This window comes from Myroides profundi (genome assembly GCF_000833025.1).
Classification (GTDB): domain Bacteria; phylum Bacteroidota; class Bacteroidia; order Flavobacteriales; family Flavobacteriaceae; genus Flavobacterium; species Flavobacterium profundi_A.
Genome location: NZ_CP010817.1, coordinates 1,951,763 through 1,977,653 on the forward strand (window position 1 = coordinate 1,951,763; position 25,891 = coordinate 1,977,653).

General features: G+C 33.3%; 21 protein-coding genes. 14 read left to right on the top strand and 7 right to left on the bottom strand.

Going from position 1 to position 25,891, the window contains the following annotated elements; all coding sequences use genetic code 11:
* Positions 1-200 precede the first annotated feature (200 nt).
* From MPR_RS08550 to bcp, 3 genes are all read left to right on the top strand, one after another.
* Positions 201-2,387 carry a glutamine synthetase III family protein gene (locus MPR_RS08550; protein WP_041891546.1) on the top strand — a complete coding sequence of 729 codons (2,187 nt, stop codon included), beginning with the start codon at positions 201-203 and terminating at the stop codon, positions 2,385-2,387.
* Between the two features lie 203 nt (positions 2,388-2,590).
* The gene (gene proA, locus MPR_RS08555) at positions 2,591-8,362 is read left to right on the top strand and encodes an anti-phage protein ProA (protein ID WP_235280652.1); all 5,772 of its coding nucleotides are present in this window, start codon (positions 2,591-2,593) and stop codon (positions 8,360-8,362) included.
* Positions 8,363-8,449: 87 nt separating this feature from the next.
* A complete protein-coding gene (bcp, locus tag MPR_RS08560; protein ID WP_041891550.1) occupies positions 8,450-8,908 on the top strand; it encodes a thioredoxin-dependent thiol peroxidase in 459 nt (152 codons plus the stop codon).
* A gap of 53 nt (positions 8,909-8,961) precedes the next feature.
* Here the strand turns inward: bcp and bla are convergent, their stop codons facing one another.
* A complete protein-coding gene (bla, locus tag MPR_RS08565; RefSeq protein ID WP_041891553.1) occupies positions 8,962-9,843 on the bottom strand; it encodes a class A beta-lactamase, subclass A2 in 882 nt (293 codons plus the stop codon).
* A 140-nt stretch (positions 9,844-9,983) separates the two neighbouring features.
* Here bla and MPR_RS08570 point away from each other — a divergent pair, with 140 nt between their 5' ends.
* Genes MPR_RS08570 through MPR_RS08580 form a run of 3 tightly spaced genes read left to right on the top strand, consistent with a single transcriptional unit; the run spans position 9,984 to position 12,619 of the window.
* Entirely contained in the window at positions 9,984-10,961 is a 978-nt protein-coding gene (locus MPR_RS08570) for a DUF2157 domain-containing protein (protein ID WP_041891556.1), read from the top strand.
* On the top strand, positions 10,954-12,024 hold the full coding sequence (locus tag MPR_RS08575) for a DUF4401 domain-containing protein (RefSeq protein WP_041891559.1): 1,071 nt from the start codon (positions 10,954-10,956) through the stop codon (positions 12,022-12,024). Before MPR_RS08570 ends, MPR_RS08575 begins: the two co-directional genes overlap by 8 nt.
* Entirely contained in the window at positions 12,014-12,619 is a 606-nt protein-coding gene (locus tag MPR_RS08580) for a GDYXXLXY domain-containing protein (RefSeq protein WP_041891561.1), read from the top strand. The genes MPR_RS08575 and MPR_RS08580 overlap by 11 nt, the downstream gene beginning before the upstream one ends.
* An 83-nt stretch (positions 12,620-12,702) precedes the next feature.
* Here MPR_RS08580 and MPR_RS08585 read toward each other — a convergent pair whose 3' ends face one another.
* Positions 12,703-13,467: a class I SAM-dependent methyltransferase gene (locus MPR_RS08585; RefSeq protein ID WP_041891562.1), complete on the bottom strand. Its 765-nt coding sequence runs from the start codon at positions 13,465-13,467 to the stop codon at positions 12,703-12,705.
* Between the two features lie 708 nt (positions 13,468-14,175).
* On the opposite strand from MPR_RS08585, the gene MPR_RS08590 reads away from it, so the two are divergent.
* The 5 genes from MPR_RS08590 to MPR_RS08610 all read left to right on the top strand — a co-directional run bounded on the left by MPR_RS08590 (position 14,176) and on the right by MPR_RS08610 (position 19,317).
* Positions 14,176-15,774, top strand: coding sequence for an ABC-F family ATP-binding cassette domain-containing protein (locus MPR_RS08590; RefSeq protein WP_041891564.1), 1,599 nt, complete (start codon positions 14,176-14,178; stop codon positions 15,772-15,774).
* A 107-nt stretch (positions 15,775-15,881) separates the two neighbouring features.
* Positions 15,882-17,123, top strand: coding sequence for an ornithine--oxo-acid transaminase (gene rocD / locus MPR_RS08595; protein WP_041891567.1), 1,242 nt, complete (start codon positions 15,882-15,884; stop codon positions 17,121-17,123).
* Between the two features lie 165 nt (positions 17,124-17,288).
* Positions 17,289-18,017: a toxin-antitoxin system YwqK family antitoxin gene (locus tag MPR_RS08600; RefSeq protein WP_235280654.1), complete on the top strand. Its 729-nt coding sequence runs from the start codon at positions 17,289-17,291 to the stop codon at positions 18,015-18,017.
* Positions 18,018-18,126: 109 nt separating this feature from the next.
* On the top strand, positions 18,127-18,564 hold the full coding sequence (locus MPR_RS08605; RefSeq protein WP_041891573.1) for a DUF2750 domain-containing protein: 438 nt from the start codon (positions 18,127-18,129) through the stop codon (positions 18,562-18,564).
* A 189-nt stretch (positions 18,565-18,753) separates the two neighbouring features.
* Entirely contained in the window at positions 18,754-19,317 is a 564-nt protein-coding gene (locus tag MPR_RS08610) for a transposase (RefSeq protein ID WP_041891577.1), read from the top strand.
* Positions 19,318-19,595: 278 nt separating this feature from the next.
* On the opposite strand, the gene MPR_RS18285 is transcribed toward MPR_RS08610, so the two are convergent.
* Positions 19,596-19,883, bottom strand: a complete 288-nt coding sequence (locus tag MPR_RS18285) for a hypothetical protein (protein WP_074761193.1) — start codon at positions 19,881-19,883, stop codon at positions 19,596-19,598.
* A 25-nt stretch (positions 19,884-19,908) separates the two neighbouring features.
* The gene (locus tag MPR_RS08615; protein WP_041891581.1) at positions 19,909-20,925 is read right to left on the bottom strand and encodes a M28 family metallopeptidase; all 1,017 of its coding nucleotides are present in this window, start codon (positions 20,923-20,925) and stop codon (positions 19,909-19,911) included.
* A gap of 257 nt (positions 20,926-21,182) precedes the next feature.
* Here MPR_RS08615 and MPR_RS08620 point away from each other — a divergent pair, with 257 nt between their 5' ends.
* Together MPR_RS08620 and fsa are read left to right on the top strand one after the other, a co-directional pair.
* Positions 21,183-21,992, top strand: coding sequence for an SDR family oxidoreductase (locus MPR_RS08620; protein WP_041891584.1), 810 nt, complete (start codon positions 21,183-21,185; stop codon positions 21,990-21,992).
* Positions 21,993-22,139: 147 nt separating this feature from the next.
* Complete coding sequence (gene fsa, locus MPR_RS08625; protein WP_006261176.1) at positions 22,140-22,796, top strand: fructose-6-phosphate aldolase; 657 nt, start codon at positions 22,140-22,142, stop codon at positions 22,794-22,796.
* A 338-nt stretch (positions 22,797-23,134) separates the two neighbouring features.
* Here the strand turns inward: fsa and MPR_RS08630 are convergent, their stop codons facing one another.
* Entirely contained in the window at positions 23,135-23,638 is a 504-nt protein-coding gene (locus MPR_RS08630; protein WP_139177105.1) for a hypothetical protein, read from the bottom strand.
* Positions 23,639-23,786: 148 nt separating this feature from the next.
* Between MPR_RS08630 and MPR_RS08635 the strand changes: the two genes are divergently transcribed.
* A complete protein-coding gene (locus MPR_RS08635; RefSeq protein WP_041891593.1) occupies positions 23,787-24,365 on the top strand; it encodes a DUF6707 family protein in 579 nt (192 codons plus the stop codon).
* A gap of 29 nt (positions 24,366-24,394) precedes the next feature.
* Here the strand turns inward: MPR_RS08635 and MPR_RS08640 are convergent, their stop codons facing one another.
* Positions 24,395-25,459: an ankyrin repeat domain-containing protein gene (locus tag MPR_RS08640; protein WP_041891596.1), complete on the bottom strand. Its 1,065-nt coding sequence runs from the start codon at positions 25,457-25,459 to the stop codon at positions 24,395-24,397.
* Positions 25,460-25,490: 31 nt separating this feature from the next.
* Complete coding sequence (locus tag MPR_RS08645) at positions 25,491-25,886, bottom strand: hypothetical protein (RefSeq protein WP_041891598.1); 396 nt, start codon at positions 25,884-25,886, stop codon at positions 25,491-25,493.
* Positions 25,887-25,891: the final 5 nt, after the last annotated feature.

Here is a 25,891-nt window from a genome sequence, read left to right on the forward strand (position 1 = left end):
AAAATAATATTTAAAAGGTAGAGGCGCTAAGTTTCTACCTTTTTTTTATTTCTATAAGTAAAATATAGGGGGCTTGGTGTCTTGAAATACTGTTTTAAAAAAAATATTACAAAAATGTAGGGGGGGTGTGTTGTTTTTGAAGACTTTTATTTAAATTTGTACTCACAAAACAGGGGGTGTCCCTTCAAAAACTATTAATTATGTCAACATTTCGTTTTCGAGCAATTGAAAAAGCAGCATCTAGAGAAGCTGTAAAGGTAGAAGAACTGGGTAGAAAATCATTGATCTTTGGTGATCACGTATTTAATGACAAGTCAATGCGACAATTTTTAACTCCAGAAGCTTATCAGGCTGTTAAGAATGCACAACTAGGAATTAAAATAGACCGTCGATTAGCTGAGTACATTGCATTAGGAATGAAAGAATGGGCTCTATCTAAAGGAGTAAGTCATTATACTCACTGGTTTCAGCCATTGACAGGAACGACAGCAGAGAAGCATGATGCTTTCTTCGAAACGTCTTTTGATGGTGATCCTGTTGAAAAATTTAATGGTAGTCAATTAGTACAACAAGAGTCTGATGCATCAAGTTTCCCTAACGGAGGAATTAGAAATACATTTGAAGCAAGAGGGTATACAGCTTGGGATCCTACATCTCCTGCATTCATCTTTGGTTCTACATTATGTATTCCTACTGTATTTATCTCTTATACTGGTGAGGCTTTAGATAATAAAACTCCTTTATTAAAGGCACTTAATGCAATAGATGATGCTGCAACTGAAGTAGCTAAATTCTTTGATAAGAACGTAAAGAAAGTAACGACTACTTTAGGGTGGGAGCAAGAGTACTTTTTAGTAGATAGTGCTTTAGCTGCTTCTAGACCTGATATTCTTACTACGGGAAGAACATTATTAGGGCATACAGCTGCTAAAGGACAACAATTAGATGACCACTACTTTGGTTCTATTCCAACTAGAGTACTGAATTATATGCATGATTTAGAGAATCATTGTATTCTATTAGGTATTCCTGTTAAGACTAGACATAATGAAGTGGCACCTAATCAATTTGAATTAGCACCTATATTTGAAGAGGCTAATTTAGCAGTGGATCACAACTCTTTATTAATGGATGTAATGAAAAAGGTAGCTGAGAAGCATCACTTTAAAGTATTATTCCATGAGAAACCATTTAAAGGAGTTAATGGTTCAGGTAAACACAATAACTGGTCATTAGCTACTGATACTGGTGTGAACTTGTTGAGTCCTAGTAAAACACCTAAGAGCAACTTGCAGTTCTTAACCTTCTTTATCAATACAATTAAAGCTGTAAATGATAATGAAGAGCTTTTAAGATCAGCTATTGCTTCTGCAAGTAATGATCACCGTCTTGGAGCGAACGAAGCACCACCAGCAATTATGTCTGTATTTATTGGACAGCAATTGACTAAGGTTCTTAATGAATTGAAAGAGGTAACAGATGGAAAGTTGTCACCAGAAGAAAAAACAGATCTTAAATTAAATGTAGTTGGAAAAATTCCAGATGTATTATTAGATAATACAGATAGAAATAGAACTTCTCCATTTGCTTTTACAGGTAATAAATGGGAATTCAGAGCAGTAGGATCTACAGCTAACTGTGCTGGACCTATGACTGTATTAAATACGATAGTAGCTAAACAGTTAAGAGACTTTAAAAATGAAGTGGACGCACTAGTAGAAAAAGACGGATTAAAAAGAGATGAAGCAATCTTCAATGTATTAAGAGAGTATATTAAAGATAGTGAGAGAATCCTTTTTGAAGGGGATGGATACGGTGATGAGTGGGAAAAAGAAGCTGTAAAAAGAGGATTGAGTAATAATAAGACAACTCCTTCTGCTTTAAGAATTAAGAAAGACCCTAAAGTGATTTCAATCTTTGAAGAGATGGGAGTGATGACTAGTATAGAGATGCATGCTAGATACGAGATCGAACTAGAAGAATATGTAAAACGTATTCAGATAGAAGGACGTGTATTAGGAGATATTGCAAGAAATCATGTAATACCAACAGCTATCAAATATCAAAACTTAGTAATTGATAATGTGAAAGGTCTTAAAGAGATATTCGGTGCTGAAGATTTCGGAACAATTGCAGCAGAACAATTACAAATGATTAAAAAGATATCTCATCATATAGAGCAAATTAATGCTAAAGTAACTGAGATGACGAATGAGCGTAAAAAAGCTAATCTAATCGAGGATGTTGAACAACAAGCTCATGCATATTGTGATACTGTGAAACCTTATTTTGATATTATCCGTTACCACAGTGATAAATTAGAGTTAATGGTAGATAACGAACTTTGGACATTAACGAAGTACAGAGAATTATTATTTACGAACTAAAAATAGTGATAAATTGAAAAAAAGACGACTTATGCTTCTTAGCTAAGTCGTCTTTTTGTTGGTATATATAGTATTACCACTATTTAAAGATGGTGTTTATTGTATTTTTCATGATTAAAGTATATTTTGTTTATTTTGTTAATTAGTATGTAAAAATATATTACTTTAGAAAATTCTTACGGATAACGAAATTGACAGTTGTTGTGAAAAATAAGATTGATATTCTTTATTTAGGACAACATAATTGTGATGCTATGGAACAAAATAAAAGTATTAAACTCTCAATACAGAAGTATGATTATTTTAATTATACTTTTTGTATTCAAAAATATCATTTCATACAGCGTATCTTGATTGATAATCAACAAGAAAGTTACGAAGGTGTTAGATTGGTTATTTCTTCACAACTAGGCTTTTTTGAAGATAATATAACCAATATAGATAGATTAGAAAGTAATAGTGCTTATACTATTACTAAATTTGACTTTAAGTACAATTTACATTTTATACGAAATGTAGTAGAGAAAGATATAGATACTATTCAGATAACTCTATTATCTGAGGAAGGCGTAATCACAGAAACTTCGTTTACAATAGAAGTATTGCCTATAGATTATTTTGGAGGAACTAGTGTCTTTCCACAATTATTGACTTCATATATACTCTCTAATCACGATGTGATATATCCTATTAAGACGAATGCGATTCGTATTCTAGAAAGTAACAATCTTAAACCTTCTTTTGAAGGGTATCAGTCTGGTAATCGTGAGCGTGTACTACAGATGGTGTCTGCGATGTATAGATCTATACAGAGTATGGACTTAGTCTATAGTGCATTGCCCCCTAGTTATGAACAGACGGGACAGCGTATTCGATTATTAGATCAAGTTATCGATACCAAGTTTGGTAATTGCATGGATATTACCTTACTGTTTGCGGCTTGCCTAGAAGCTATAGACTTACATCCTATCTTAGTGCTTACACGAGGACATATTTTTGTTGGAGTGTGGTTAGTGGAGGATAGGTTTGACAGTATGGTTAATTATGACCAAACAGCTATTACGAAACGTACTGCAGCTAATATTAGTGAATTAATCGTTATAGAATCTACTATGATGTGTAAAGGAGGAACCTATACACTGAAGGAAGCAATGGCATCTGCTGAGATGCAATTGTTGCAAAGTTCTGATTTCTTACTGTCTATTGATGTTAAAACATCTCGTATTAATAATGTACTACCATTACCGATATATCGTAAAAAAGATGGAGAGATTGAGATAGATGCTAAATTTGAAGTAAGTAAGATTAAAGACAGTATAGATAAGACGTTTGAACAAACACGTGTTTTTAATGACTTAGAATTAGGTGTGGGACAAGAGTTGTCTAAACAACGTATCTGGGAGAGAAAGCTACTTGATCTATCTCTTCGTAATAATCTATTGAATACTAGATTTACCAAGAGTATACTACAGCTTATAGATGTCAATGTTAGTTCATTAGAAGATTTATTAGCAGAAGGTAAAACTTATACAATACAAGGGAGTAAAGAACAAGAAATATTAAGTAGATACAACCTGTATTTTCCACCATTACACCCATCTCAACACTTATTTGAGTTAGTACAAGAAGAGTTTAAAAATAATAGATTATATAGTTATTACAATGAATATGATCTAGATAATGTACTGGTTCATTTACATCGAAATGCGAAGTTAGCTGAAGAAGAGAATGGAAAGAGTACGCTGTATCTAGGATTAGGATTACTAAAATGGTATGAGTCAAAATCAGATGATACTGTTAGATATGCACCTATTCTATTAGTTCCTGTAGAATTAAATAGAAGATCGATTAACTCAAAGTTTGTACTAAGAGGTAGGGATGAGGAGACAATGATTAATATTACTCTGTTAGAATACTTAAGACAAGAGTTTAAGTTAGATATGTCCGCTTTAGAAGACCTACCTATGGATGACGCAGGCGTAGATGTACCAAAGGTGTTGGCTTTAGTTAGAAAGACGATATTAGATCTGAAAGGATGGGATGTATTGGATCAGGTGATTTTAGGAACTTTCTCATTTAATAAACTGATTCTATGGCAAGACATTTCGAAGTATGCAGATGAATTACAAAAGAGTACTATTGTAAAGAGTTTGCTTACAGGTGCTCTTACAGAACCTTTTGGTAGTCTGAGTAGTAATGACGAAGAATTAGAACAGCTTTCTGCGACAGAATTGACATTGCCTATTTCGACTGATAATTCTCAGTTAGAAGCAGTGAGAAATGCTCATGCGAATAATAGTTTTGTGTTACACGGTCCTCCAGGAACGGGTAAGTCTCAGACAATTACTAATATTATCGCAGATGCATTAGCAAACGGGAAGAAAGTATTATTTGTAGCTGCTAAGAAGGCAGCACTAGATGTAGTACATCATCGATTAGAAAAGATAGGGTTAGGACCATTCTGTCTAGAATTACATTCCAATAAAACACGTAAATCTGATGTATTAGCTCAATTTGAAGCTACATTAGACGTTCCGAATTATCAAAGTAATTATGATTATAAGGAGGCCTCTAATCGAATAGATGAACGTAAAGCAGAGATTAGAAAATATGTAACTCAACTACATCAACGTTTTAATATTGGATGGACACTCTATGATAGTATTGCTTATCTAGAGTTAAATCAGGTGACTTTAGACAATGATTTACTGGTAGATATAGACATAAATGAAATATCTCATTCTACTTATTTGAAGTGGAAAGATTGGGTTATTCAGATAGCTTCATTGTGTCAGCGTATAGATAATCCTATTGAGCATCCTCTTCGTTCTTTAAATATCACAGAGCATAAGTACGATATTCACACTACTGTTAAGGAGGTTCTATCGGATTATAAGTATGTCGCTAGAGAATATGAACAGCTCAGTGCAGAGTATAACTTTAAGCTGTTATCAGATAACAAAATAGATGTTAATGGTTTACAGATCCTATTTGAGTTATTAGCTAAAAGTAATTTATCTTATGAATTAATAGATTTATATTTTGATGCTAATCAGTTTTCTCTATTACATAAGTGGATTGAATTACAACAGAAAAAGGATCGCATAGAAGATAGTGTTAGTCAGCATTTCAATAAAAAGATATTGGATGTTGATTTGTCTATTTATGAGCAAGAATGGAATAAAGCTAAGCATCTTTGGTTCTTACCGAAATGGTTTAAACAAAGAAAAGTCAAATCCTTCCTTAATGGATATGCAAAAACGAAAGTAAAGTCTGAAGTAGAAGTTGATCAGCTATTCGGATTAGTAGAAGACTTTAAAACAGTTAAGCAGCAATGTGAAAACGCCAATTATAAGGATATTAATAGACTGAACTCTGTTTATTATACAAATGACCGTTTAGATATTGACGCTATTTATACAGAGATAGAGAACTTAAGTGGTATTTCTAAACTCGCTCAACAGCATGGTTTGTCTGGAATAGATAGATGGTTATTAGGATTTTATAGAAATCAAAATACAAGAAGAGGAATTGCTGAGATTACAACTTTCTTAAAGACGTTTATAGTAAAATATCACAGTGTACAAGCATTCTCTACACTAGTACCGTCTAGTGATGAAATAGAAGGTATTTTAGCTAACTTGGACAAACTTGGAGATTGGATTAATTACAATGTATATAAAGAGGAAGGAATAAAGCTTGGGCTAATTTGGTTTATTGACCTTATTGAAGGAGGGAGAATAAACAAGAATAACCTTGATGGTGATTTAGAAAGGATATTACATATTAATCTGTTTGTCAAAGTAGTTAGTGGTTCATTTGCGCTTAGTGGCTTTGATGCGAAGGTTTATGAAACTTTAATTAAGCAATATCAAGATATTCATAACGAGTATACTGAACTAAATAAGAGCCAATTGATTCTAAAGTTGAGTACACGTATACCTAGATCTTCAACAGAGTTTATACAAAGTTCTGAATTGGGAATGCTTAAACGCGCTATTCGCAGTAGAGGGAGAGGGATGAGCCTTAGGAAGCTGTTTGATCAGATGCCTAATCTGTTGCCCCGCCTAAAGCCCTGCATGTTGATGAGTCCTATTTCGGTAGCACAGTATTTTAATGTTAGTACAGAGCATTTTGATTTAGTTATTTTTGACGAAGCTTCTCAGTTGCCTACAGCAGAGGCTATTAGTGCCTTAGCTAGAGCTAAGCAGGCTATTATCGTAGGAGACCCTAAGCAGATGCCACCTACCAGCTTCTTTAGTGCTAATAAGATAGATGAGGATAACTTAGAGTTAGAAGACCTAGAGAGTATCCTAGATGATTGTTTAGCACTATCATTACCATCTAAGTATTTGTTGAGACATTATAGAAGTAAGCACGAGAGTTTGATATCATTCAGTAATGCTAATTTCTATGATAACAAATTACTGACTTTCCCATCTAGAGACGACTTGGATAAGAAAGTTACGTTTGAGTATATTGCCAATGGAGTGTATGAAAAAGGAAAATCTAGAACGAATAAGAAAGAAGCTGAAGCGATCATTCAATACATAGAATTACACTATGAGCAGGCCAATCCTAAAACACTAGGAGTAGTTACATTCAGTCAGACTCAACAGACCTTAATAGAGGATATGTTAGCTAAGATGCTAGTTAGTAATCCAATGGTAGAGGAGAAGATGCTAGGTGCTTCAGAACAGTTGTTTATTAAGAATCTAGAGAATGTACAAGGAGATGAACGAGATATCATACTATTCTCTATAGGTTATGGGCCTGATGAAGAAGGTAAAGTATCTATGAATTTCGGTCCTTTAAATAGAGATGGAGGATGGAGACGCCTTAATGTAGCTGTAACAAGAGCGAGGTATGAAATGAAAATATTCTCTTCTATAAAAGGTGATCAGATTGACTTAAGGCGTACTAATTCTGAAGGGGTTAAGGGCTTAAAAGGTTTCTTAGATTTTGCAGAGAAGGGATATGTGAATATAGTGGACAATGAAGATGTTAGAAAGAATGATAGACTAATAGAATCTATAGCACAATATTTAAACGAAAATGGGTTTGATGTTAAAACGAATATCGGAACGTCAAGTTATCGCTTAGACATAGGTGTTGTAGATAAGAATAATCCGAATGAATATGTATTAGGGATTTTAATCGACGGAGTGAATTACTATAATGTAAAGACTACTAATGATCGCGAACTGTTAATTCCTAACGTATTAAAAGGCTTAGGATGGGAGATTTATCGTATATGGACATTAGATTGGTTTAAAAATAAAGAACAGATTCTAGAAGATCTAAAGAAGAGGGTAGAAGACATTTATAATAACGTCAAGAGAGAAGAAAAAGGAATTAATCCAAGTGATTTTATTCATAAACACTTAATAGAAGTTAGTGATAAAAATATTGAATCTAAGCAAAAGCCTTATCAGGCAGCTGTAGTTACTAAAGTGGTTTCTGAAGATGGAGAGGATATCTATACTCAAGCTAATAAGAATTTGATACAGAATCAAATGTATGATATCATTGAAGTAGAAGGGCCTATTAGTCAAAGTTATCTATTTAAAAAAGTGATGAGTATTTGGAATATTTCTAGAACTAGTACGAAACTCCAAGTTTATCTGACAGAATTAGTTAATACTATACCTAACTGTACTAGTGTGAATTCTTACCAAGAGTTCTATTGGAATTCAAATTTATATAAAGTAGGGTTGACTCATTATAGAGATAATTCTGTAGAAAAGAGAAATATAGAAGACATCTGTCCAGAGGAGATAGAGCTAGCAGTTATAGAGTTATTAATGGCTAATTTTAGTGTTCCTCATGATGACTTAACCAAAGCAATAGGGAAGGTTTTTGACTTTAGTAAATTAGGAAGTCAGATGGACTTAGTGATCCAACATGTGATTCAGAAGATGATCGTAGAAGACAAGATTATTAATCAATTTGGTAAAATCATTCTAAAAGAATAATCACACGATAGAAAGAGTTTATAGATATGCCTTGATAGTTCTTATAAATTCTCCTATTTTTACGTAATCAATTAAATTAGGAAGAAGATGAAGACATTAGAAGTAGGGCAAAAGGCTCCAGCGTTTAAAGCATTAGACCAATCAGGAAAAGTACATCAGTTAAGTGATTATAAAGGAAAAAAACTAGTAGTATTCTTCTACCCAAAGGCAAGTACTCCAGGATGTACTTGGGAAGCTTGTAACTTGCGTGATAATTACGCAGAGTTAAAAGCAAAGGGATTTGAATTACTTGGAGTTAGTGCTGACTCAGCTACTAAACAACAGAAATTTATTGAGAAGAATAACTTACCATTTCCATTACTGGCCGATGAAGAGAAAGAAGTATTAAATGCTTTCGGTGTATGGGGGCCTAAGAAATTCATGGGACGTACGTATGACGGTATTCATAGAATGACGTTTGTGATTAATGAAGAGGGAGTTATATCTGATGTGATTAGTAAAGTAAAGACTAAAGACCATGCCGCTCAGATTCTAGAGACAGTATAAAACAAGATATAAAAAAACGCAATCATATTGATTGCGTTTTTTGTTTATATCAATTACCTTTTACTAAAATAGTCATAAGTCAGCTTTGCTATTTCTGCTATAATTGCGGCATTAGTTTGATCACTTTCTTTTGAGTCCATGACTAATACAGCAATTGAAAACTGTTTACCATTAGGCAAGTAGACAATAGCAAGATCATTATCAGCAGCTCTTAGTCCTTCTTTATTTCTAAATGACATACCTGTTTTATGAACAACCAATGTGTTTTTTGGTAATAGAGCCTTTACTTTGTCTTGTCCAGATTTAGTATCTATCATTGCTTGTCTTAAGAAGTTATTATACTTAGGTGACAATAGTTCTTCTTTGCGGAACATTTCTAATATCCTGGTAGCTTCAAGTGGAGTAATCCAATTTTGGTACTGATTATTAAAATCTAAACTCATCTCTTCTTCACTTGATACAATTTCAAATTCTTTAATACCCAAAGTTCTAAAATATAAATCAGTCATTTTTGGACCTATTAAACTTTTAAAGAATAAGTTAGATACATTATTATCACTGTGTGAAGCAGCGTACTGTATTAATTCTCCAAGAGATATATTAAAATCTCCCATTGGTCTTTTATCCCTTAAAGGACTATATGTACCTTCTTGTAAATCTTCTTTTTTAATGAATATCTCAGTATCTAGTGATATATTGTGTTTATCCATATAATCAAGAATATTTAGGGCTTGAAAGAATTTATAAACACTCATCGTAGGGTATTTATGATTATTGTTCACAGTTAATGTATCCTTTGCATCATAAATGATCGCTACACCCACAGTAGCATTTTTTGTATTAATTACTTTGTTGATCTGATTGTTTAACTCTTGATGTTGACCAAAACTAATAGTTGATATCAAAGAGGCTACTGTTAGGATAAATGATTTCATTGTGTGATTTGATTATAAAAATACAAAAATAATAACAAAACTACTATATTAAACTAAGTGTAATTAAATTATATGTGATTTTTCAATAAAATCTCATATTACGATATTTTTCACTACGTTTGAGGAAATAAAAAAGAAGCATGAAAGAAAAGATTGATAAGGGAGATTTATATCTTCTAAAAGAGCATAGCTCACTCTCAGATTCTCAGTTAGGAGAATTGTTGGAGCAGAAGAGTTATGCCAATATCACAGATTGGCAGAAGTTTGTCAAGTATTTGACACTTGTCTTAGGAGCAGGTTTCTTACTATCAGGTATAGTATTTTTCTTTGCATACAATTGGGCAGACCTACATAAGAACATCAAGTTTTTACTTGTATTCACTCTTTTAACTGTCAGTGTTATAGGAGCTGTGTACCCTAAATTGAATACTGTGGTAAGACAAGTTAGTTTGTTAAGCGCGAGTATATTAGTGGGGGTGTTATTTGCTGTTTATGGTCAAGTGTATCAGACAGGAGCTAATGCTTATGATCTATTCTTTATGTGGGTATTAGCAGTAACTCCATGGACTGTATTGAGCAGATTCTCTCCTCAGTGGTTATTTTATGCTGTACTAGCTAACACAACTTTGATTCTTTATTTCTTACAAGTAACGAGTGATGATCTATTGTTCTATAGTGGATTATTTCTTTTACTATTGAATGTAGTATTATATATCGTACCACTTATTCTAGGGAAGGTGTATACATATCGTATAGAGAGCTATTATACAGGGATTATGACTTTTGTTTGTTCGGCTATTTCTACTATGGGCATTATCACTTTTATCTTTGTCAACTACGATCGTTATTCAAGAGCTGATTTAAAAGGATTGTATTTACTCTTAGCAGCAGGATCTGTATGGCTTATAGGTAGTTTTATGAGATGTCTAAAGACAAAGGATTTATTGATATTTAGCTATTTTTTAATTGCAATATTTTCTATTGTATTTAGCATTCTAATTAGAATAGCTGATTTTAATGACGGAGCTTTACTACTATATGCTATATATAGTGTAGGAGGAACTTTTGCGATAGTGAAGTTGATTATGAACCAGAAAAAAGTGTGGAGCCATGAGTAATAGTGTATTTAAGAATTTAGTTTCTACTTTGCTACAAGAAGGGGTAGAAATAGATCAACAAGCATTATCAATAGCAAAAGATAAGGTAGCACTAAAATCTATTATCATAAGAGTGATCTCAGTGATGGGAAGTTTATTAGGTCTAGCCTTGTTTATTGGTTTTATCGCTATGGTAGCGTCTGACTTTTTTAATAACAACACAGCCTTTATCATTATGGGATTGTTGTTTTTAGGAGGAGCCTATGCATTGAATAGAAGTAAAGATAGTGCTATAACAGACAGTTTAGTTGTGTCATTCTATATTATAGGATACGCTTTTATGACTTATGGTTTCGGAGATATGTTTAATCAAATGGAGTTAGTAGGATTGTTCTTTTCATTACTCACTTTATTTTTATTCAATAATCAGATTGTATCTTTCATTAGTTCTGTGGGGACGCTAATTGCCTTACAGTATGTTTTATATAAATTTGATATAACACCATTCTATTATATTTATTTAGCCCTAGTCGTAGTTTTAACGACTTATCTTTTTTGGCAAGAACAAAAGGTAAGGACAACAATAACATGGATCAGTAAGAAGTATCTTCCAATATTTACAGCTTGTTTTCTTTATACCATAACTACAGCTAGTTTGTTGCGAAATCAAGCTTTTAGTTATCACAGTATCGAATTGTTTAGCAGTATGAGATTTGTTTTTGTGATAACAGTCTTGGCTTTGATTATAGCGACCGTCTATTTAATCATACAGAAGATGAAGATTACTAATTCCACTGTTAAGGTAGCGATTTATCTAATTGTGATATTATTTAATGTTTTAATCACTTTAAATTATGTTGTCTTTGGTATCACATTCTTATATATGCTTTGGAGTTTTATGAGACAATATAAAGTAGGTTTTGCTTTAAGTATTGCAACTCTAATTTGGGCAATGGGCATGTTTTATTATGACTTAGGCATCTCTTTATTAGAGAAATCACTATCTATGATGACAATAGGAGTGTTATTCTTAGGTGTTTATTATTTAATTCAAAAAGGAGAGGGACAGACAAATGAAAAATAAGAAGAACATAATTATTATAGTTGTATTTGTACTTATTGGGATATTCTTTGTAAAAGCAGTATTACAAAAGGAAAAAACAATAAAAGAAGGACAATTCGTATTGTTAGAATTAGCTCCTGTAGATCCTAGATCCTTAATGCAAGGAGATTATATGAGTCTTAACTATGCGATATCAACTAGAACAAGTACTTTTGATCAAAGTATCCTAGATTCAATAACGCCTGTTGTTGAGAATGAGATTCTTACAACTACAGAAGAAGAATTATCAGCTAGAGCTGTGGATGATATTGAGGAGGCTGTAGAAAAGAGCAAATTGAATAAGCGTGGATATGTCTTACTGTCTTTAGATAAGGATAATGTAGGGAGTCTGGTGAAGATGGTCAATGAAATGGGAGAGAAGAAAGCTAATCAAGTTTACATCAAATACTTTAACTATGAAGGATGGAGATTTAATATCGGGGCAGAGAGTTTCTTCTTTCAAGAGGGGGATGCAGAGAAGTATGAACAAGCTAAATATGGCGGACTACGCGTAGATGAAGAAGGAAATAGCGTTTTGGTAGGGATGTATGATCAAGACCGCAAGCTAATTAATTAGGAATTTAAAATTAAGAATTATTTGCCTATGGCATTTATAACAAACAGGGAGTTTATCCTAAAGATAAACTCCCTGTTTGTTTATTATTTTGCTTCGAAAGTTAGCGTATGTGTTTCTTCTGAAATTTCTTCTAAATAATTATAATTACTACTGATGGTAATCTCTGTAAAACCAACAGCTGTTAAGGCTAGTTCAAATTCTTTTACTCCCCAGAAGCGTAGAGAGAACAGATCTATCTCAGAGTTAACTAACCCTTTCTCATTATCCCAATGCTCATATCTTAATTGAGATATAGTAGTCTGCTTAAGATAAGATGTTTCTACTCTAGATTCTGTCAGTGTAAGCATTCCATTATCTACATTCCACTGTCTAGCTAGCATAGGAGCTTCTGATAGCGAAGATAATGGAGACAAGTCTATTATTAATCGGCCACCTTCTTTTAGAGCTGATTTAAAGTGTTTTAATACCTCAATAGCCTCATCAGTATCCGTAATAAGCTGAAATGACCCTGCAGGGATTATAATTGCTTCATAAGGGGTAGTAGAGGTGAAGGTATTAAACATTTCTTGTCTAAAGGCACCATCGAGACTTCTTTGTTTACATTCTTGCTCACAGTAAGAAAGCATTTCTGCAGAAGCGTCAAATCCTTCTATTTTTAACCCTTTTTCTAATAGAGGGATTAGTATTCTCCCATTACCACATGCAGGCTCTAGGATTACTCCTTCTGTGTTTTTTAATCTTTCACTATAGTATTCAACATCTCCAAAGGATCTTCCAATAAGTTTATCGATATGATATACCCATGAGGCTAGTGATCCATATCTATTTGTTAATTCTTTAGTACTCATATTTTTTTGATTATAGGACTGTAAACATAGAATAAAAAAGTCTTTTAATCTGATTTTGATTAAATAAAAGATAGTTTTGTTCTGACTTTCTAGAGGATTGCTTGAGGGGTTCTTGCACCTTTCTTCGAGAAAACCACCTTCTAGGCAAGCAAAGTCCTAGAAAACTGCAAGGAATCCCCTAGAAAGTGCAAGCTTTAATCTGGGTTAAAACAATATCAGTGTATAATCTTGTATAAAGTCTTTTTAATCAAAGAGCTGTTTTTAATAAAAATATCGTTCAAATAATTGTTTAAAACTAAAAGTAGATATACATTTGCATCAGTATTAACGAATAATAGTCTAAATGTACACAGCTAAGTAAAGATTGGTTATATATAACCAATAGATAAAAGGACAAACTTCAGTCCAACGAGTGGTTATCATCTTTATAAATTGACAACAGTCTTGTGTTGTCATAATACTTAGTATCGTGTAAATACATATTTTTTGACCGTGAGGAGTGGTGTACGGGCCACGTATGGATTATTCACATCAGTAAACCAAGAATCAGCCTCAGCCAAATACTATAAAGCAGTTCTACTTCATAGCTCTTTCATTAGTTCTAAAACCATACGACATTATGATTGTATCGCTAATTCAGACCTATTTTGTATACTTACTTTTCGTTTATTGGTCTATTACTTATTCTGGGTTAAATTTTAAAAGACTATGAGCATAGTTATATCAAATTTATCTTATTATCACGCAGATAAGACACCTTTATTTACGAATATTAGTTTATCTATTAATGCTGGAGAGAAGGTTAGTATCATCGGTCAAAATGGTACTGGCAAAACAACATTACTTAAACTAATCGCTAGAGAATTAGAGTTAGCGGAACCTGCCATTCATATTAATGGGACAGTATTCTACTTGCCCCAAAATAAACAATTAGTTGAATCTCACACTATTTATGAAGCAGTAGGTGTAGCTGATAAGGTTAGGGCGCTCCGTGCTATACTAGCGGGTTCTGTAGAAGAAAGGGACTACGAAGTACTTAATGATCAATGGGATATAGAAGAGCAGATTGCTAAAGTATTAGCGTATTGGGAATTAGAGACAATCTCACCAGATACGACAATGGATTGTCTGAGTGGAGGGCAACAGACCAAGGTTCTCTTTGCGAAGATGATGCTAAGTCAGGCAGATACACTGTTATTAGATGAACCTACTAACCACTTAGATTTAGAAACCAAGGAATTATTCTATAAGTATATACAAGAGTTTAAAGGTACTATCGTTATTGTCAGTCATGATAGGGTATTACTTGAGTTAATGCCTATTACTTTTGAGCTAACACCTAATGGTGTATTTAAGTATGGAGGGAATTACAGCCTATACAAAGAACAAAAAGAACTGCGTCTACAAGGTATCCAGAGTAAAGTAGATCATCTGTCTAAAGAAATGAAAGATGCTAAAAAAGCGGATATTAAACGTACAGAGCAAATAAGTAAAGATAAGGCTCAGAACAAAAAAGCAGAGAAAAAAGCAGGTCTTCCAAAGATTGTTATTAATGCGATGCGCAATAAAACAGAGAATAGTGTAGCTAAGCTACAGGATGTTCATCAGCAAAAGAAAGAGGGTATACAATCTGAATTATTAGAATTAAGAACTCAATTAGAACGAGATAAACTGTTTGCTATTCGTTTTCCCCAATCTACTTTGCATAAAGGGAAGTTGTTATGGGAAGCTAAAGAAATGAACTATTGTTATTCTCCTGCATTTGCCCCAATATTTAAGACGAATGTTGACTTTAAAATTATGAGCGGAGATAGAATTTTGCTCAAAGGAAAGAATGGTTCTGGTAAGTCTACGTTGTTTAAACTGTTACAAGGAATTTATCTACCTACTACAGGAGAATTATACCGTGCAGATGCTAAGGTGGTCTATTTGGATCAATTTTACTCTTTACTAGATCATAGCTTAACGCCGATAGATCAGTTAGAACTGGCTAATAAAGGGAAACACTCTCTGGCGGATCTTCGCAATCTATTATTTCAGTATGGAATAGGAGTAGCCTTATGGACGAATAAGATAAGTACATTTAGTGGAGGAGAAAAACTGAAGCTAGTGTTGTGTTATCTGACCATTTTAGCTTCAGAGATAGATGTGTTACTATTAGATGAACCTACGAATAACTTAGATATTATTAGTATTGAGAGTTTAACTAAAGCTTTAAGTGAGTTTAATGGAACCTTAGTAGTTGTTAGCCATGATGAGAGTTTTATTAAGGAATTGGGAATAGTAGACGTGATAAATTTAAATTAAGTCAAAAGTAAAGCTTGTTTTTGACTTAATTCTAACAAATATTAATTTTAGATTTCACTAAAAAAGATTTAAATTGCGAGAACAAAAACAATACAAAAACAATTATAATGTCGAACAAAATGACTTCAGCTCATGCTATTGAGCTAGAAAATAAATACGGAGCACATAATTACCACCCACTACCAGTAGTATTATCTAAAGGAGAAGGAGTATATGTATGGGACGTAGAAGGTAAGAAATATTATGATTTTTTATCAGCATATTCTGCTGTAAACCAAGGACACTGCCACCCAGCTATCGTTAAAGCGATCGCTGATCAAGCGGGTACACTAGCATTGACTTCTAGAGCATTCTACAATGATAAATTAGGGTTATACGAAGAGAAAATTACGAAGCTTTTTGGTTTTGATAAAGTTCTTCCGATGAACTCTGGGGCAGAAGCTGTAGAGACTGCTTTAAAGCTATGTAGAAAATGGGCTTATGAAGTAAAAGGTATTGCTGAGAATCAAGCGAAAATCATCGTATGTGAGAACAACTTCCACGGAAGAACGACTACGATTATTTCTTTCTCTAACGATCCTGATGCTCGTAAAAACTACGGACCTTACACAGACGGATTTATCCGTGTAGCTTATAATGATGTAGAGGCTTTAAAAGCTGCTATGGAAGCTAATAAAGGAATGATTGCTGGTTTCTTAGTTGAGCCTATTCAAGGTGAGGCTGGAGTTTATGTACCAGACGCAGGTTATTTAACTGCTGCTAAAGCGTTATGTGAAGAGCACAATGCTTTATTCATTGCAGATGAAGTACAAACAGGTATCGCTCGTACAGGTAAAATGTTAGCTATCGACCACGAAAATATCAAAGCTGATATCATCGTATTAGGTAAAGCATTATCAGGAGGAGCATACCCTATCTCTGCTGTGTTAGCAAATGATGAGATTATGAATGTAATCAAACCTGGTCAACACGGTTCTACTTTTGGAGGTAACCCTACAGCTGCTGCTGTAGCTATGGCTGCTCTAGATGTAGTATTAGACGAGAAATTAGCAGATAACGCTGAGAAACTTGGACAATTATTCAGAGCAGAGCTTAACAAGTATATTGCTACTAGTAATATCTGTACTTTAGTACGTGGTAAAGGTTTATTAAATGCTATTATCATTAACGATACTGAAGAAAGTGATACAGCTTGGAACATCTGTCTTAAATTAAGAGACAACGGGTTATTAGCAAAACCAACGCATGGTAACATCATCCGTTTCGCTCCACCATTAGTAATGAACGAAGAGCAGTTATTAGACTGTGTAAACATCATTACTAAAACATTAAAAGAATTCGAGAAATAGTATATCTCTTTTTTAAATATAAAAGCTCACGTTAATTCGTGGGCTTTTTTTAGTTTAGGGAGGTTATAAATAGATTGAGACAATTTGTGATTTATTTATAATAATAAGGCTATTTTTGTTATTGAGAACAATAGATTCTCCGATGTGATTTTTAAGAAAGTAAGTATGAAAAGAGTTTTATGTATTTTATTTGTTTCAGTTTTATTCATAAACTGTGCTAAAAAAGAAGTTCATATCAATGATCTTCAAGAGCGTAATGGCCTGATGTATGAAGTGAATTCAAAAGAGGTATTTACAGGAAGTGCAAAGAGTTATTATGCCAATGGAAAAGTAGATTTAGAAGAAAACTATACGAAAGGAAAGTTAGATGGAATAACAAAACGTTATTATGAAGATGGACAAGTAAAAGCGGAGGCAAACTATAAGAATGGGGTATTAGATGGCAGTTTTAAAGAATATTATAAGAATGGAAAGCTAGAGCTAGAGAAAACGTATAAGGCTGGAAAGTTAGAGGGAAGTAAGAAAAGCTATTTTGAGGATGGACAAGCTGCAATTGAGATGACGTATAAGCATGGCGAACTAGAAGGAATGACTAAGAAGTATTATGAAGATGGGCAACTAGAGATAGAAATGACGTATAAGAATGGGGTAGAACACGGTATTACCAAAGGATACTATGAGCATGGTCAAGTAAAAGTAGAGGCGAGTTATAAGAATGGGGAACTAGATGGGGTGAGTAAAGAGTATTATAAAAACGGACAATTACAAGGCGAAACAAGTTATAAGGATGGTGTCTTAGACGGAATGATGAAAGGATATTATGAGAATGGAAGATTAAAAGGTGAGGCAAATTATAAGAATGGAGTAATAGACGGAGAAATCAAGAGGTATTAATCAAGAGAGGTATCTTAAAGCTTCTTTATTTGAAGTTATTTAATATTTATTCTATACTAGAAGAAGAGTTCATGACTTTTTAGAGTTAAGATATTATAAAAAATAAAACATGTTAAAAGACACTGCTACATTAGAAGTAAAGTATAAGAGATTTATAAAGAGAATCTGTGAGACCGAAATAATCTATGCTTTAAAAGAACCTCGTGGTTTTGCTTTCTTATATTCTAATGATTTTGAAGACGAAGAGGGGGAAGAGGCTTTACTATTATGCTTTTGGTCAGCGAATGCTTATGCAAATGCATGTAGACAAGAAGGGTGGGCTAATCATGAAATAGTCGAAATACCATTAGATTTATTCTTAAAGAATTGGGCGATAGGTATGAAAAGAGATTCTAATTATGCAGGAATAGAATGCGATAGTAACCTATTCTGTATTGAGAAAGATCCTATTCGGTTAGCCCTAGATATCTTAGATGAATTGGTTAACCAAGAGAAACTAGAAAGATTTGTTGAATATGCCAAAATATATAATGAATACTTATCCTAAGTAATTAAATACTAAGATCAGACTCTTATTCTTAGTTCGATGAAGTCTCTTGACTTTGAGGTATTCGAAGTGTTTAATAGAAAAGCCCGTCTGTGAAGATGGGCTTTTTCTTGTTTTTGAGGGTAGTAAGAAAAGTGGTATATTTAAAATCAATGTATTAGGTGATGTAGGTAAAATAACTATCTGGCTATGAATAACTATAAGATGAACTATCAACAACGAGAATCTATACGCTTAAAAGGGTATGATTATGCATCTGAGGGATTATACTTTATCACGCTATGTGTACAGGATAGGGAGAATATCTTCGGATCTATCAAAGATGGGGTATTAACATTGAATGAGATAGGTGAGATCGCAAGGGATGAATGGCTGAATACAGCAAATGTGAGAGATAATGTGATTTTGCATGAGTTTATCATTATGCCTAATCATATGCATGCGATAATCGAGATTGTGAAGAATAAAACAAAGACAGGTGATAATAAAGGATTTAAATCTCCGTCTCAAACGATCGGGGCTATCGTCAGAGGTTATAAAATAGCCACAATAAAAAGAATAAAAGCAGGGACGAATTGCAATTCGTTTTGTGTGGGCGAATTGCAATTCGCCCCAACGCCCCCAACCGCCCGTACCATCTGGCAGAGAAATTACTATGAGCATATTATAAGAGACGAGAGAAGTTATCAGTATATATCGAATTATATCATCACCAACCCTGAACGATGGCACGATGATAAATTTCACAGGTAGGGGCGAATTGCAATTCGCCTGTTTATAATGGACAAACAATATGCCGTATAATGTTTGGGACAAACAATTCACTATGCGGGCATTCGTTGTGTGGGCGAATTGCAATTCGCCCCTACCGCATCCTTTACGGGTTTCCTCTTGTAGGGTTGAGGGGGGGACATAGTATATTATACAAATGAAATAAATTAAGAATAAACGATCATTTTTTATGGAAGTAGAAGTATAAATATACAACAATGCCTATTCATCGAGGAATAGGCGTTGTTATATATAATTAGTTACCTTAACACAAAGATCAAAAAGAAGTTAATCACTAAACATTTTAAGGATAAAAAGGTAAAGGATTGTATTGAGAACTTTCTATTAATCATGGTCGCTACTACTAAGACAGGTAGGATAAATAAGGCATATAGCATCGGGGTATATGCTTCTTCATAGATCCATTGAAAGGTCTCAGAAGTATTCGTTCCGATAACGTATAAGCTACGCATGATCCATAGAATCAGATTAATGGTGCACAATAGAAATAAACTTATATCTATAGTTTTGATCCAAATCATTTTCATATCTAAAAGAGGTTTAGCATTATATTTAGTCTAAACGAGGTTTGTGCTCTGCATTTAGAATAGTCCACGCTGTGGCAAAAGCTAATTGTGTGCGTTTTTTCATTAATTCAAACTCTATTTTGTCATAGGTATCCGTCGGTTGATGATAGTCAGCATGTGTTCCGTTAAAGTAGAACATAGCAGGGATATTGTGCTTTGCGAAACTGTAATGGTCAGAACGATAGTAAATTTGTTCAGGATGATTGACATCATTATAAGTATAATCAAGATCGATATTGACTGAGTTTGCATTTGATTGCTCAGACATTTGATGTAATTCTTTACTCAACCTATCAGCGCCTACTACATAAATATAGTCCCCATCTTTTTTATATTTATTACTTGTTCGCCCGATCATATCGATATTAATATTAGCTACGATATTTTCTAATGGTATAATAGGGTTTTGAACATAGTACTCAGACCCAAATAGTCCAAATTCTTCTCCTGTTACATGTAAGAATAGAATAGATCTTTTAGGTTTTATTCCTTTGCTTTCAAGGTCTTTAAATACACGAGCTAACTCCATTACAGCTACTGTACCTGAGCCATTGTCATCAGCACCATAGTAGATTTTGTCAAGTAATATTCCCATATGGTCAAAGTGAGCTGAGATGACTAGTACTTCTTCAGGTTTTTCACTTCCTTCTATAAAAGCCATAATATTCTCGCTATCCTTTAATCTCATCATGCTATTTCTCATAAAAGCACTAGGAACAGGCTGTAGGTAACCATCTGCTTGTTTAGGATACGCTATATTTCTCTTCTTATAAAAGTTGGTAATAAATTCAGTTGCTTTTTTTTGTCCAGGTTCTCCTGTTCTTCTTCCTTCAAAATCTTCTGAGGCTAATACTTTTAGGTTTACAGCCATAGAGTCAGCAGATATTTCTTGCCAATAAGTAGAAGAAACTGTTTGGTTGTTTGAAATAGAACTAGTTGTTTTACAGCTAGTCATTGAGATACTAAGTGCTAATAGGCTAGCAGCTAATATAATTTTATTCATGAGTGAGTCTTAAAGTGTTTGGGGTAAAGATAAGAAGAATTAGCATGTTTTGCTTGGTTTACAGTTGATGGTTTACAGTTGATGGTTTACAGTTGATGGTTTACAGTTGATGGTTTACAGTTGATGGTTTACAGTTGATGGTTTACAGTTGACGGGAGGTGTGGTGGTTCTTTGGGGAATAGAAAAAGAAAACAACAAAGCGACAGTAAGCATTCTTCATTGAATATTTTTATCTTTGTTCTAAATCAAGAAATACAATGAGTAAAATCGTTTTTATTACAGGAGGATCTTCTGGTATAGGTAGGAGTGTAGGAGAATATTTGACCCAACATGGGTGTAAAGTATATGGAACAAGTAGAAATCCTGAGAGAGTAGTAGATTCAAAAATTCCTTTAGTACGCTTAGATGTACGCGATACGGCTAGTATTCAATCTGCTATAGAAGAAGTCATTGCGATAGAAGGAAAAATAGATGTATTAATCAATAATGCTGGTGTAGGAATCACGGGACCAATAGAAGAAATCCCTGCTGATCAAATCTTAAATAACTTCCAAACGAATGTATTCGGACCGATTGAAGTCATGAAAGCTGTATTGCCTCATATGCGCGCTAGAAAAGAAGGTTTAATCATTAATGTTACTTCGATAGCAGGATATATGGGATTGCCATTTAGAGGGATCTATTCTTCTTCTAAAGGAGCTTTAGAGTTAATTACAGAAGCTATGCGAATGGAGTTAAAGCCATTTAATGTAGAAGTGACTAATGTAGCACCAGGTGATTTTGCAACTAATATTGCGGCAGGGCGCTATCATGCTCCTGTATTAGACAATTCGGCTTATAAAGAAGTTTACCAAATGTCATTAGATATGATGGATGAGCATGTAGACAGTGGTGGAGATCCAATAGAGATGGCTAAAGCTATTCACAAAGTGATCAATACATCTAAGCCAAAAGTGAGGTATAAAGTAGGGGAGCCTTTGCAGAAATTCTCATTAATCCTCAAAAAAATATTACCTGGGAAGGTGTATGAGAAGATGCTGATGAATCACTACAAGATTAAAGGCTAATAAAGGGAAAATCATTACTATTTGGGACTCAGTGAATAGGGATTAGAGGTATAAGTATTGTTAGAAAAACTCTCTAAGAATCGCTCTAGTGATGAATATATATCGTACTTTTGGGTTACAACATAACATAATATAATAATATAGATTATGAAGTTTTTTATTGACACAGCTAATTTGGATCAAATTAGAGAAGCTGAGGCACTGGGGGTATTAGATGGTGTTACCACTAACCCTTCTTTAATGGCTAAAGAAGGAATCACAGGAGCTGAAAACATTTTAAATCATTACAAAGCTATCTGTGAGATAGTAGAAGGTGATGTAAGTGCAGAGGTTATTTCTGTAGATTACGAAGGGATGATTAAAGAAGGTGAGCAACTAGCTGCACTTAATCCTCAGATCGTAGTAAAATTACCAATGACTAAAGAAGGAGTAAAAGCATGTAAGTACTTTTCTTCTAAAGGAATCAAAACTAATGTAACATTAGTATTCTCTGCAGGGCAAGCTTTATTAGCGGCTAAAGCAGGTGCTACTTATGTGTCTCCATTCATTGGAAGATTAGATGATATCTCTACTGATGGTCTAATATTAATCGAAGATATTCGTCTTATCTATGATAACTACGGATTTGAAACACAAATCTTAGCTGCGTCTGTACGCCATACTATGCACATCGTAAACTGTGCTAAGTTAGGTGCGGATGTAATGACAGGACCTTTAAGTGCTATCACAGGTCTTTTAAAACACCCATTAACTGATAATGGATTAGCTCAGTTCTTAGCTGACTACGCTAAAGGAAATAAATAAGAAGAAAATTCTTATACACATATTACAAACTACAAACAAAGAAAAAGGCTACCGTAAGGTGGCTTTTTTTGATTGGTATAAGGGTGCTAATTATGTCAATTAAAATACTTATCTAACTGAGCCACTGGACTTGTAATAAACTCTTCGAAAGTACATATGTCTGTAAGCTCTTGGTGTTCCATATCATAATAAGCTATTTTCTTAGTCTTTGGATTCCAAACGATATTTACATCAGTATAATCACCAGTTTGTTTAGAAAGCCGAAGTAGTTTCTGCCTTCCAAATTTAAACGGAACTGTCTCTCAACTACGTAATAGAATAACTTATGTTTAAGTTATTTAATTAATATATTTAACCATTTCTTCTTTGATTCTATCGTATTCTTCTTGAGTAATGATTTGTAAGTCCAGCAACTCTTTCTTTTCTTTAAGTTTATTTATAGCTTGTTCTTTTGTTAGTCGCCCTTTAGGGTTTATGATTTCTCCTGTACTTAATGCATTTTCATAGTCTATATCAATAGAATATTGTCCAAAACTTTTAGATCTTAACCAAATAGAAATACCCGTCTTTTCTTTTCCATGTGATTGTATTTTAGTAGGAATATATTTTTTACCTTCATAACCTACATACATTTTTTCTCCATTTTGATTTATAAACCTAAAACCATCCGCATCAAGAGATCTTCCTATAATCAGTGTATCACCAACTTTAATAAGGTCACCATTTTTAGAAATATATTCAGTAAATGTTTCTTTTCCCTTTCGTATTTTACCATAATCGGCAGTTTGAGCAAAAAATGTTGTAGAGTTTAGTAATACTATTATTGAAAAAAGTTTTTTCATATTTGGTATGTTTTGTTTTTTTAATTGCATTAAAGATAGTCTTTATTGAGTCATAAAAAAAATATTATAAACATCCCTACTAATAGGGATTGTGTATTCTTATTAATCTCTTTAATATTGTTATTTAATGGTGTAAAACAGAAAACTTATGGATTTAGATCAAATGTACGAAGCCTATGGTAACATCAGGCAGATAAAAACATGTATTAATAGAGCAAGAAAAGGAGTTAATTTTAACTCTACAGTGTCTCTATCTAACTTATCTGATTTGGCCTATTGGTTATATATTGTACCAAATGATTTGAAAATGTCATTAAGTGTATGTGATCAAATAAAAGAGGTTGTCTTTGCTCATAATTTTAATAAATGGGTATGGATAGAGAACCTAAGTCAATTAGGGGCTTTTATCAATGAGCAATTAGATAATAAAGAAGAAAGAGAGTTTTATGTACAGAAGGTGAAGTCTCCTTTATTGGCCATAGATGAAGACAGGGTAGAGGGGTACTTACGTACTAAACAAAGAGTGGTTAATGGCTCTCTTTTATACCATAAAGAAATAAGTAGAGCAGTCAAAGATAAAGACATAAAAGGAGAGATAGAATGGCGAAAAGGACAAGTCGAGAAGCTTATTAATATCTATATTACTGGAGGATCAGAAGTATTTACTAATGAAGAACTGCTAAAAGAAATCACTTTAAGCATAGATGAAATAAGAAGAAAACTATGAGGCTAAAATAAGAAGAATATTTCCTTTTCCTAACAAAAACACTTATCTAACTGAGCTACTGGACTTGTAATAAACTCTTCGAAAGTACATATATCTATAAGCTCTTGGTGTTCTATATCATAACAAGCTATTTTCTTAGTCTTTGGATTCCAAACGATATTTATATGACTATAATCACCAGTTTGTTTAGAAAGGCGAAGTAGTTTCTGCCTTCCAAACTTGAACGGAACTGTCTCTAGTAAGGTAAAGAACTCAATATACTCAAAGTCTGAATCAGGTAAGTCAATGCGTAAATTATCTCCTTGTAAGAACTCCAAAAGTACTTTAGGTAATTTAAAAGGTTTAAGTTCAGGGAGTTTATTGCTTAGATTATGAAAATCTGTAGGTTCTATAGACTTAAAGTACTCCGCCATTTCACAATCTCCTTTCTCTAAAGCAATACTGTATGGACGCATACCATCTTTTTCAGCGAGCGTTACATCTGCACCGTGTTTGACAAGATATTTACACATCTGTAAGTCTACATATCTTGCAGCTACACATAGTGGAGTAGGCTTAAAAGGATACACCATATCGGCTTTATTATAATTGATGTCAACGTTGTGAGAAATAAAGAAGTCTAATACTTTATAGTTGCGATCGCTAACTGCTTGACGAAATGCTAGACCACCGTACTTCTCTACGGTATGTCCTAAATTGTGGATAATAGGTAAGTTATCATAAGATTTGCCATATAGCGCTTGTTCAAAAGCTTCGGATTTAAGGTGATTTATTTCGTTTATTTTAGCACCATGAGTTAAGAGATAATTAATAATATCCGCCTTGCAATAACGTACAGCATTTAAAAAACTAGGACTACCTTTTACATTTAAGTTCACTCCTTTACTAATAAGCCATTTGACAGTATCAAAGTTCTCCATGATCAAAGCTAAATCTAAAGGAGACTCATCAATATATTTGCTTAATGAAATCTTCTTCTCAATATCCCAACCTTCAGTATAATACTGATCTAAGAAGGGAATATCTCCTGTTATAATTGCATTGACAATAGGCGGAACTGTTTTAAATGTTCCAATATCCTTTAAGCTTACCATGACTTATGGTGTTTTAAGTATGAATAATATTTTAATAATCCGATATTTGTTTATCAATTAGATAAGTTTGATATAAGTTATTGAAAAAACGAAATATACCATATAAATAAGAACCAATAATTAAGGATAAGGCTATTTTTAAAAATAAATAAATAACCCAGCCTATAAGAGGTAAAAATAAAAAGAATTTACCAGTAAAATTATGTAGTACTTTCCAACCAGCTACAAAAGAAAAGCCAATATAAAAAGCCATAGCATAAAGTGATAATAGATTGCTCCATGTAAAAGAGTCTTTTGAAGGGTAGGATGGTCTTGTTATCATAAAATATGCTAATAGAACACCAATTATTCCAGCGATTAACATATCTCTATTATCCTTTTTTAGACTTTCTTTTTTATCTAAAAGATTGTAATAATTTGCATTCATAGTCT

Coding starts and splice junctions, on each gene's coding strand:
- MPR_RS08615 (WP_041891581.1), bottom strand. CDS start 20,925: ATGAATAAAATTATATTAGCTGCTAGCCTATTAGCACTTAGTATCTCA.
- MPR_RS08645 (WP_041891598.1), bottom strand. CDS start 25,886: ATGAATGCAAATTATTACAATCTTTTAGATAAAAAAGAAAGTCTAAAA.
- MPR_RS08640 (WP_041891596.1), bottom strand. CDS start 25,459: ATGGTAAGCTTAAAGGATATTGGAACATTTAAAACAGTTCCGCCTATT.
- MPR_RS18285 (WP_074761193.1), bottom strand. CDS start 19,883: ATGAAAATGATTTGGATCAAAACTATAGATATAAGTTTATTTCTATTG.
- MPR_RS08570 (WP_041891556.1), top strand. CDS start 9,984: ATGAAAGAAAAGATTGATAAGGGAGATTTATATCTTCTAAAAGAGCAT.
- MPR_RS08575 (WP_041891559.1), top strand. CDS start 10,954: ATGAGTAATAGTGTATTTAAGAATTTAGTTTCTACTTTGCTACAAGAA.
- MPR_RS08630 (WP_139177105.1), bottom strand. CDS start 23,638: ATGAAAAAACTTTTTTCAATAATAGTATTACTAAACTCTACAACATTT.
- MPR_RS08635 (WP_041891593.1), top strand. CDS start 23,787: ATGGATTTAGATCAAATGTACGAAGCCTATGGTAACATCAGGCAGATA.
- rocD (WP_041891567.1), top strand. CDS start 15,882: ATGTCGAACAAAATGACTTCAGCTCATGCTATTGAGCTAGAAAATAAA.
- bla (WP_041891553.1), bottom strand. CDS start 9,843: ATGAAATCATTTATCCTAACAGTAGCCTCTTTGATATCAACTATTAGT.
- fsa (WP_006261176.1), top strand. CDS start 22,140: ATGAAGTTTTTTATTGACACAGCTAATTTGGATCAAATTAGAGAAGCT.
- MPR_RS08550 (WP_041891546.1), top strand. CDS start 201: ATGTCAACATTTCGTTTTCGAGCAATTGAAAAAGCAGCATCTAGAGAA.
- bcp (WP_041891550.1), top strand. CDS start 8,450: ATGAAGACATTAGAAGTAGGGCAAAAGGCTCCAGCGTTTAAAGCATTA.
- MPR_RS08605 (WP_041891573.1), top strand. CDS start 18,127: ATGTTAAAAGACACTGCTACATTAGAAGTAAAGTATAAGAGATTTATA.
- MPR_RS08580 (WP_041891561.1), top strand. CDS start 12,014: ATGAAAAATAAGAAGAACATAATTATTATAGTTGTATTTGTACTTATT.
- MPR_RS08585 (WP_041891562.1), bottom strand. CDS start 13,467: ATGAGTACTAAAGAATTAACAAATAGATATGGATCACTAGCCTCATGG.
- MPR_RS08600 (WP_235280654.1), top strand. CDS start 17,289: ATGAAAAGAGTTTTATGTATTTTATTTGTTTCAGTTTTATTCATAAAC.
- MPR_RS08610 (WP_041891577.1), top strand. CDS start 18,754: ATGAATAACTATAAGATGAACTATCAACAACGAGAATCTATACGCTTA.
- MPR_RS08620 (WP_041891584.1), top strand. CDS start 21,183: ATGAGTAAAATCGTTTTTATTACAGGAGGATCTTCTGGTATAGGTAGG.
- MPR_RS08590 (WP_041891564.1), top strand. CDS start 14,176: ATGAGCATAGTTATATCAAATTTATCTTATTATCACGCAGATAAGACA.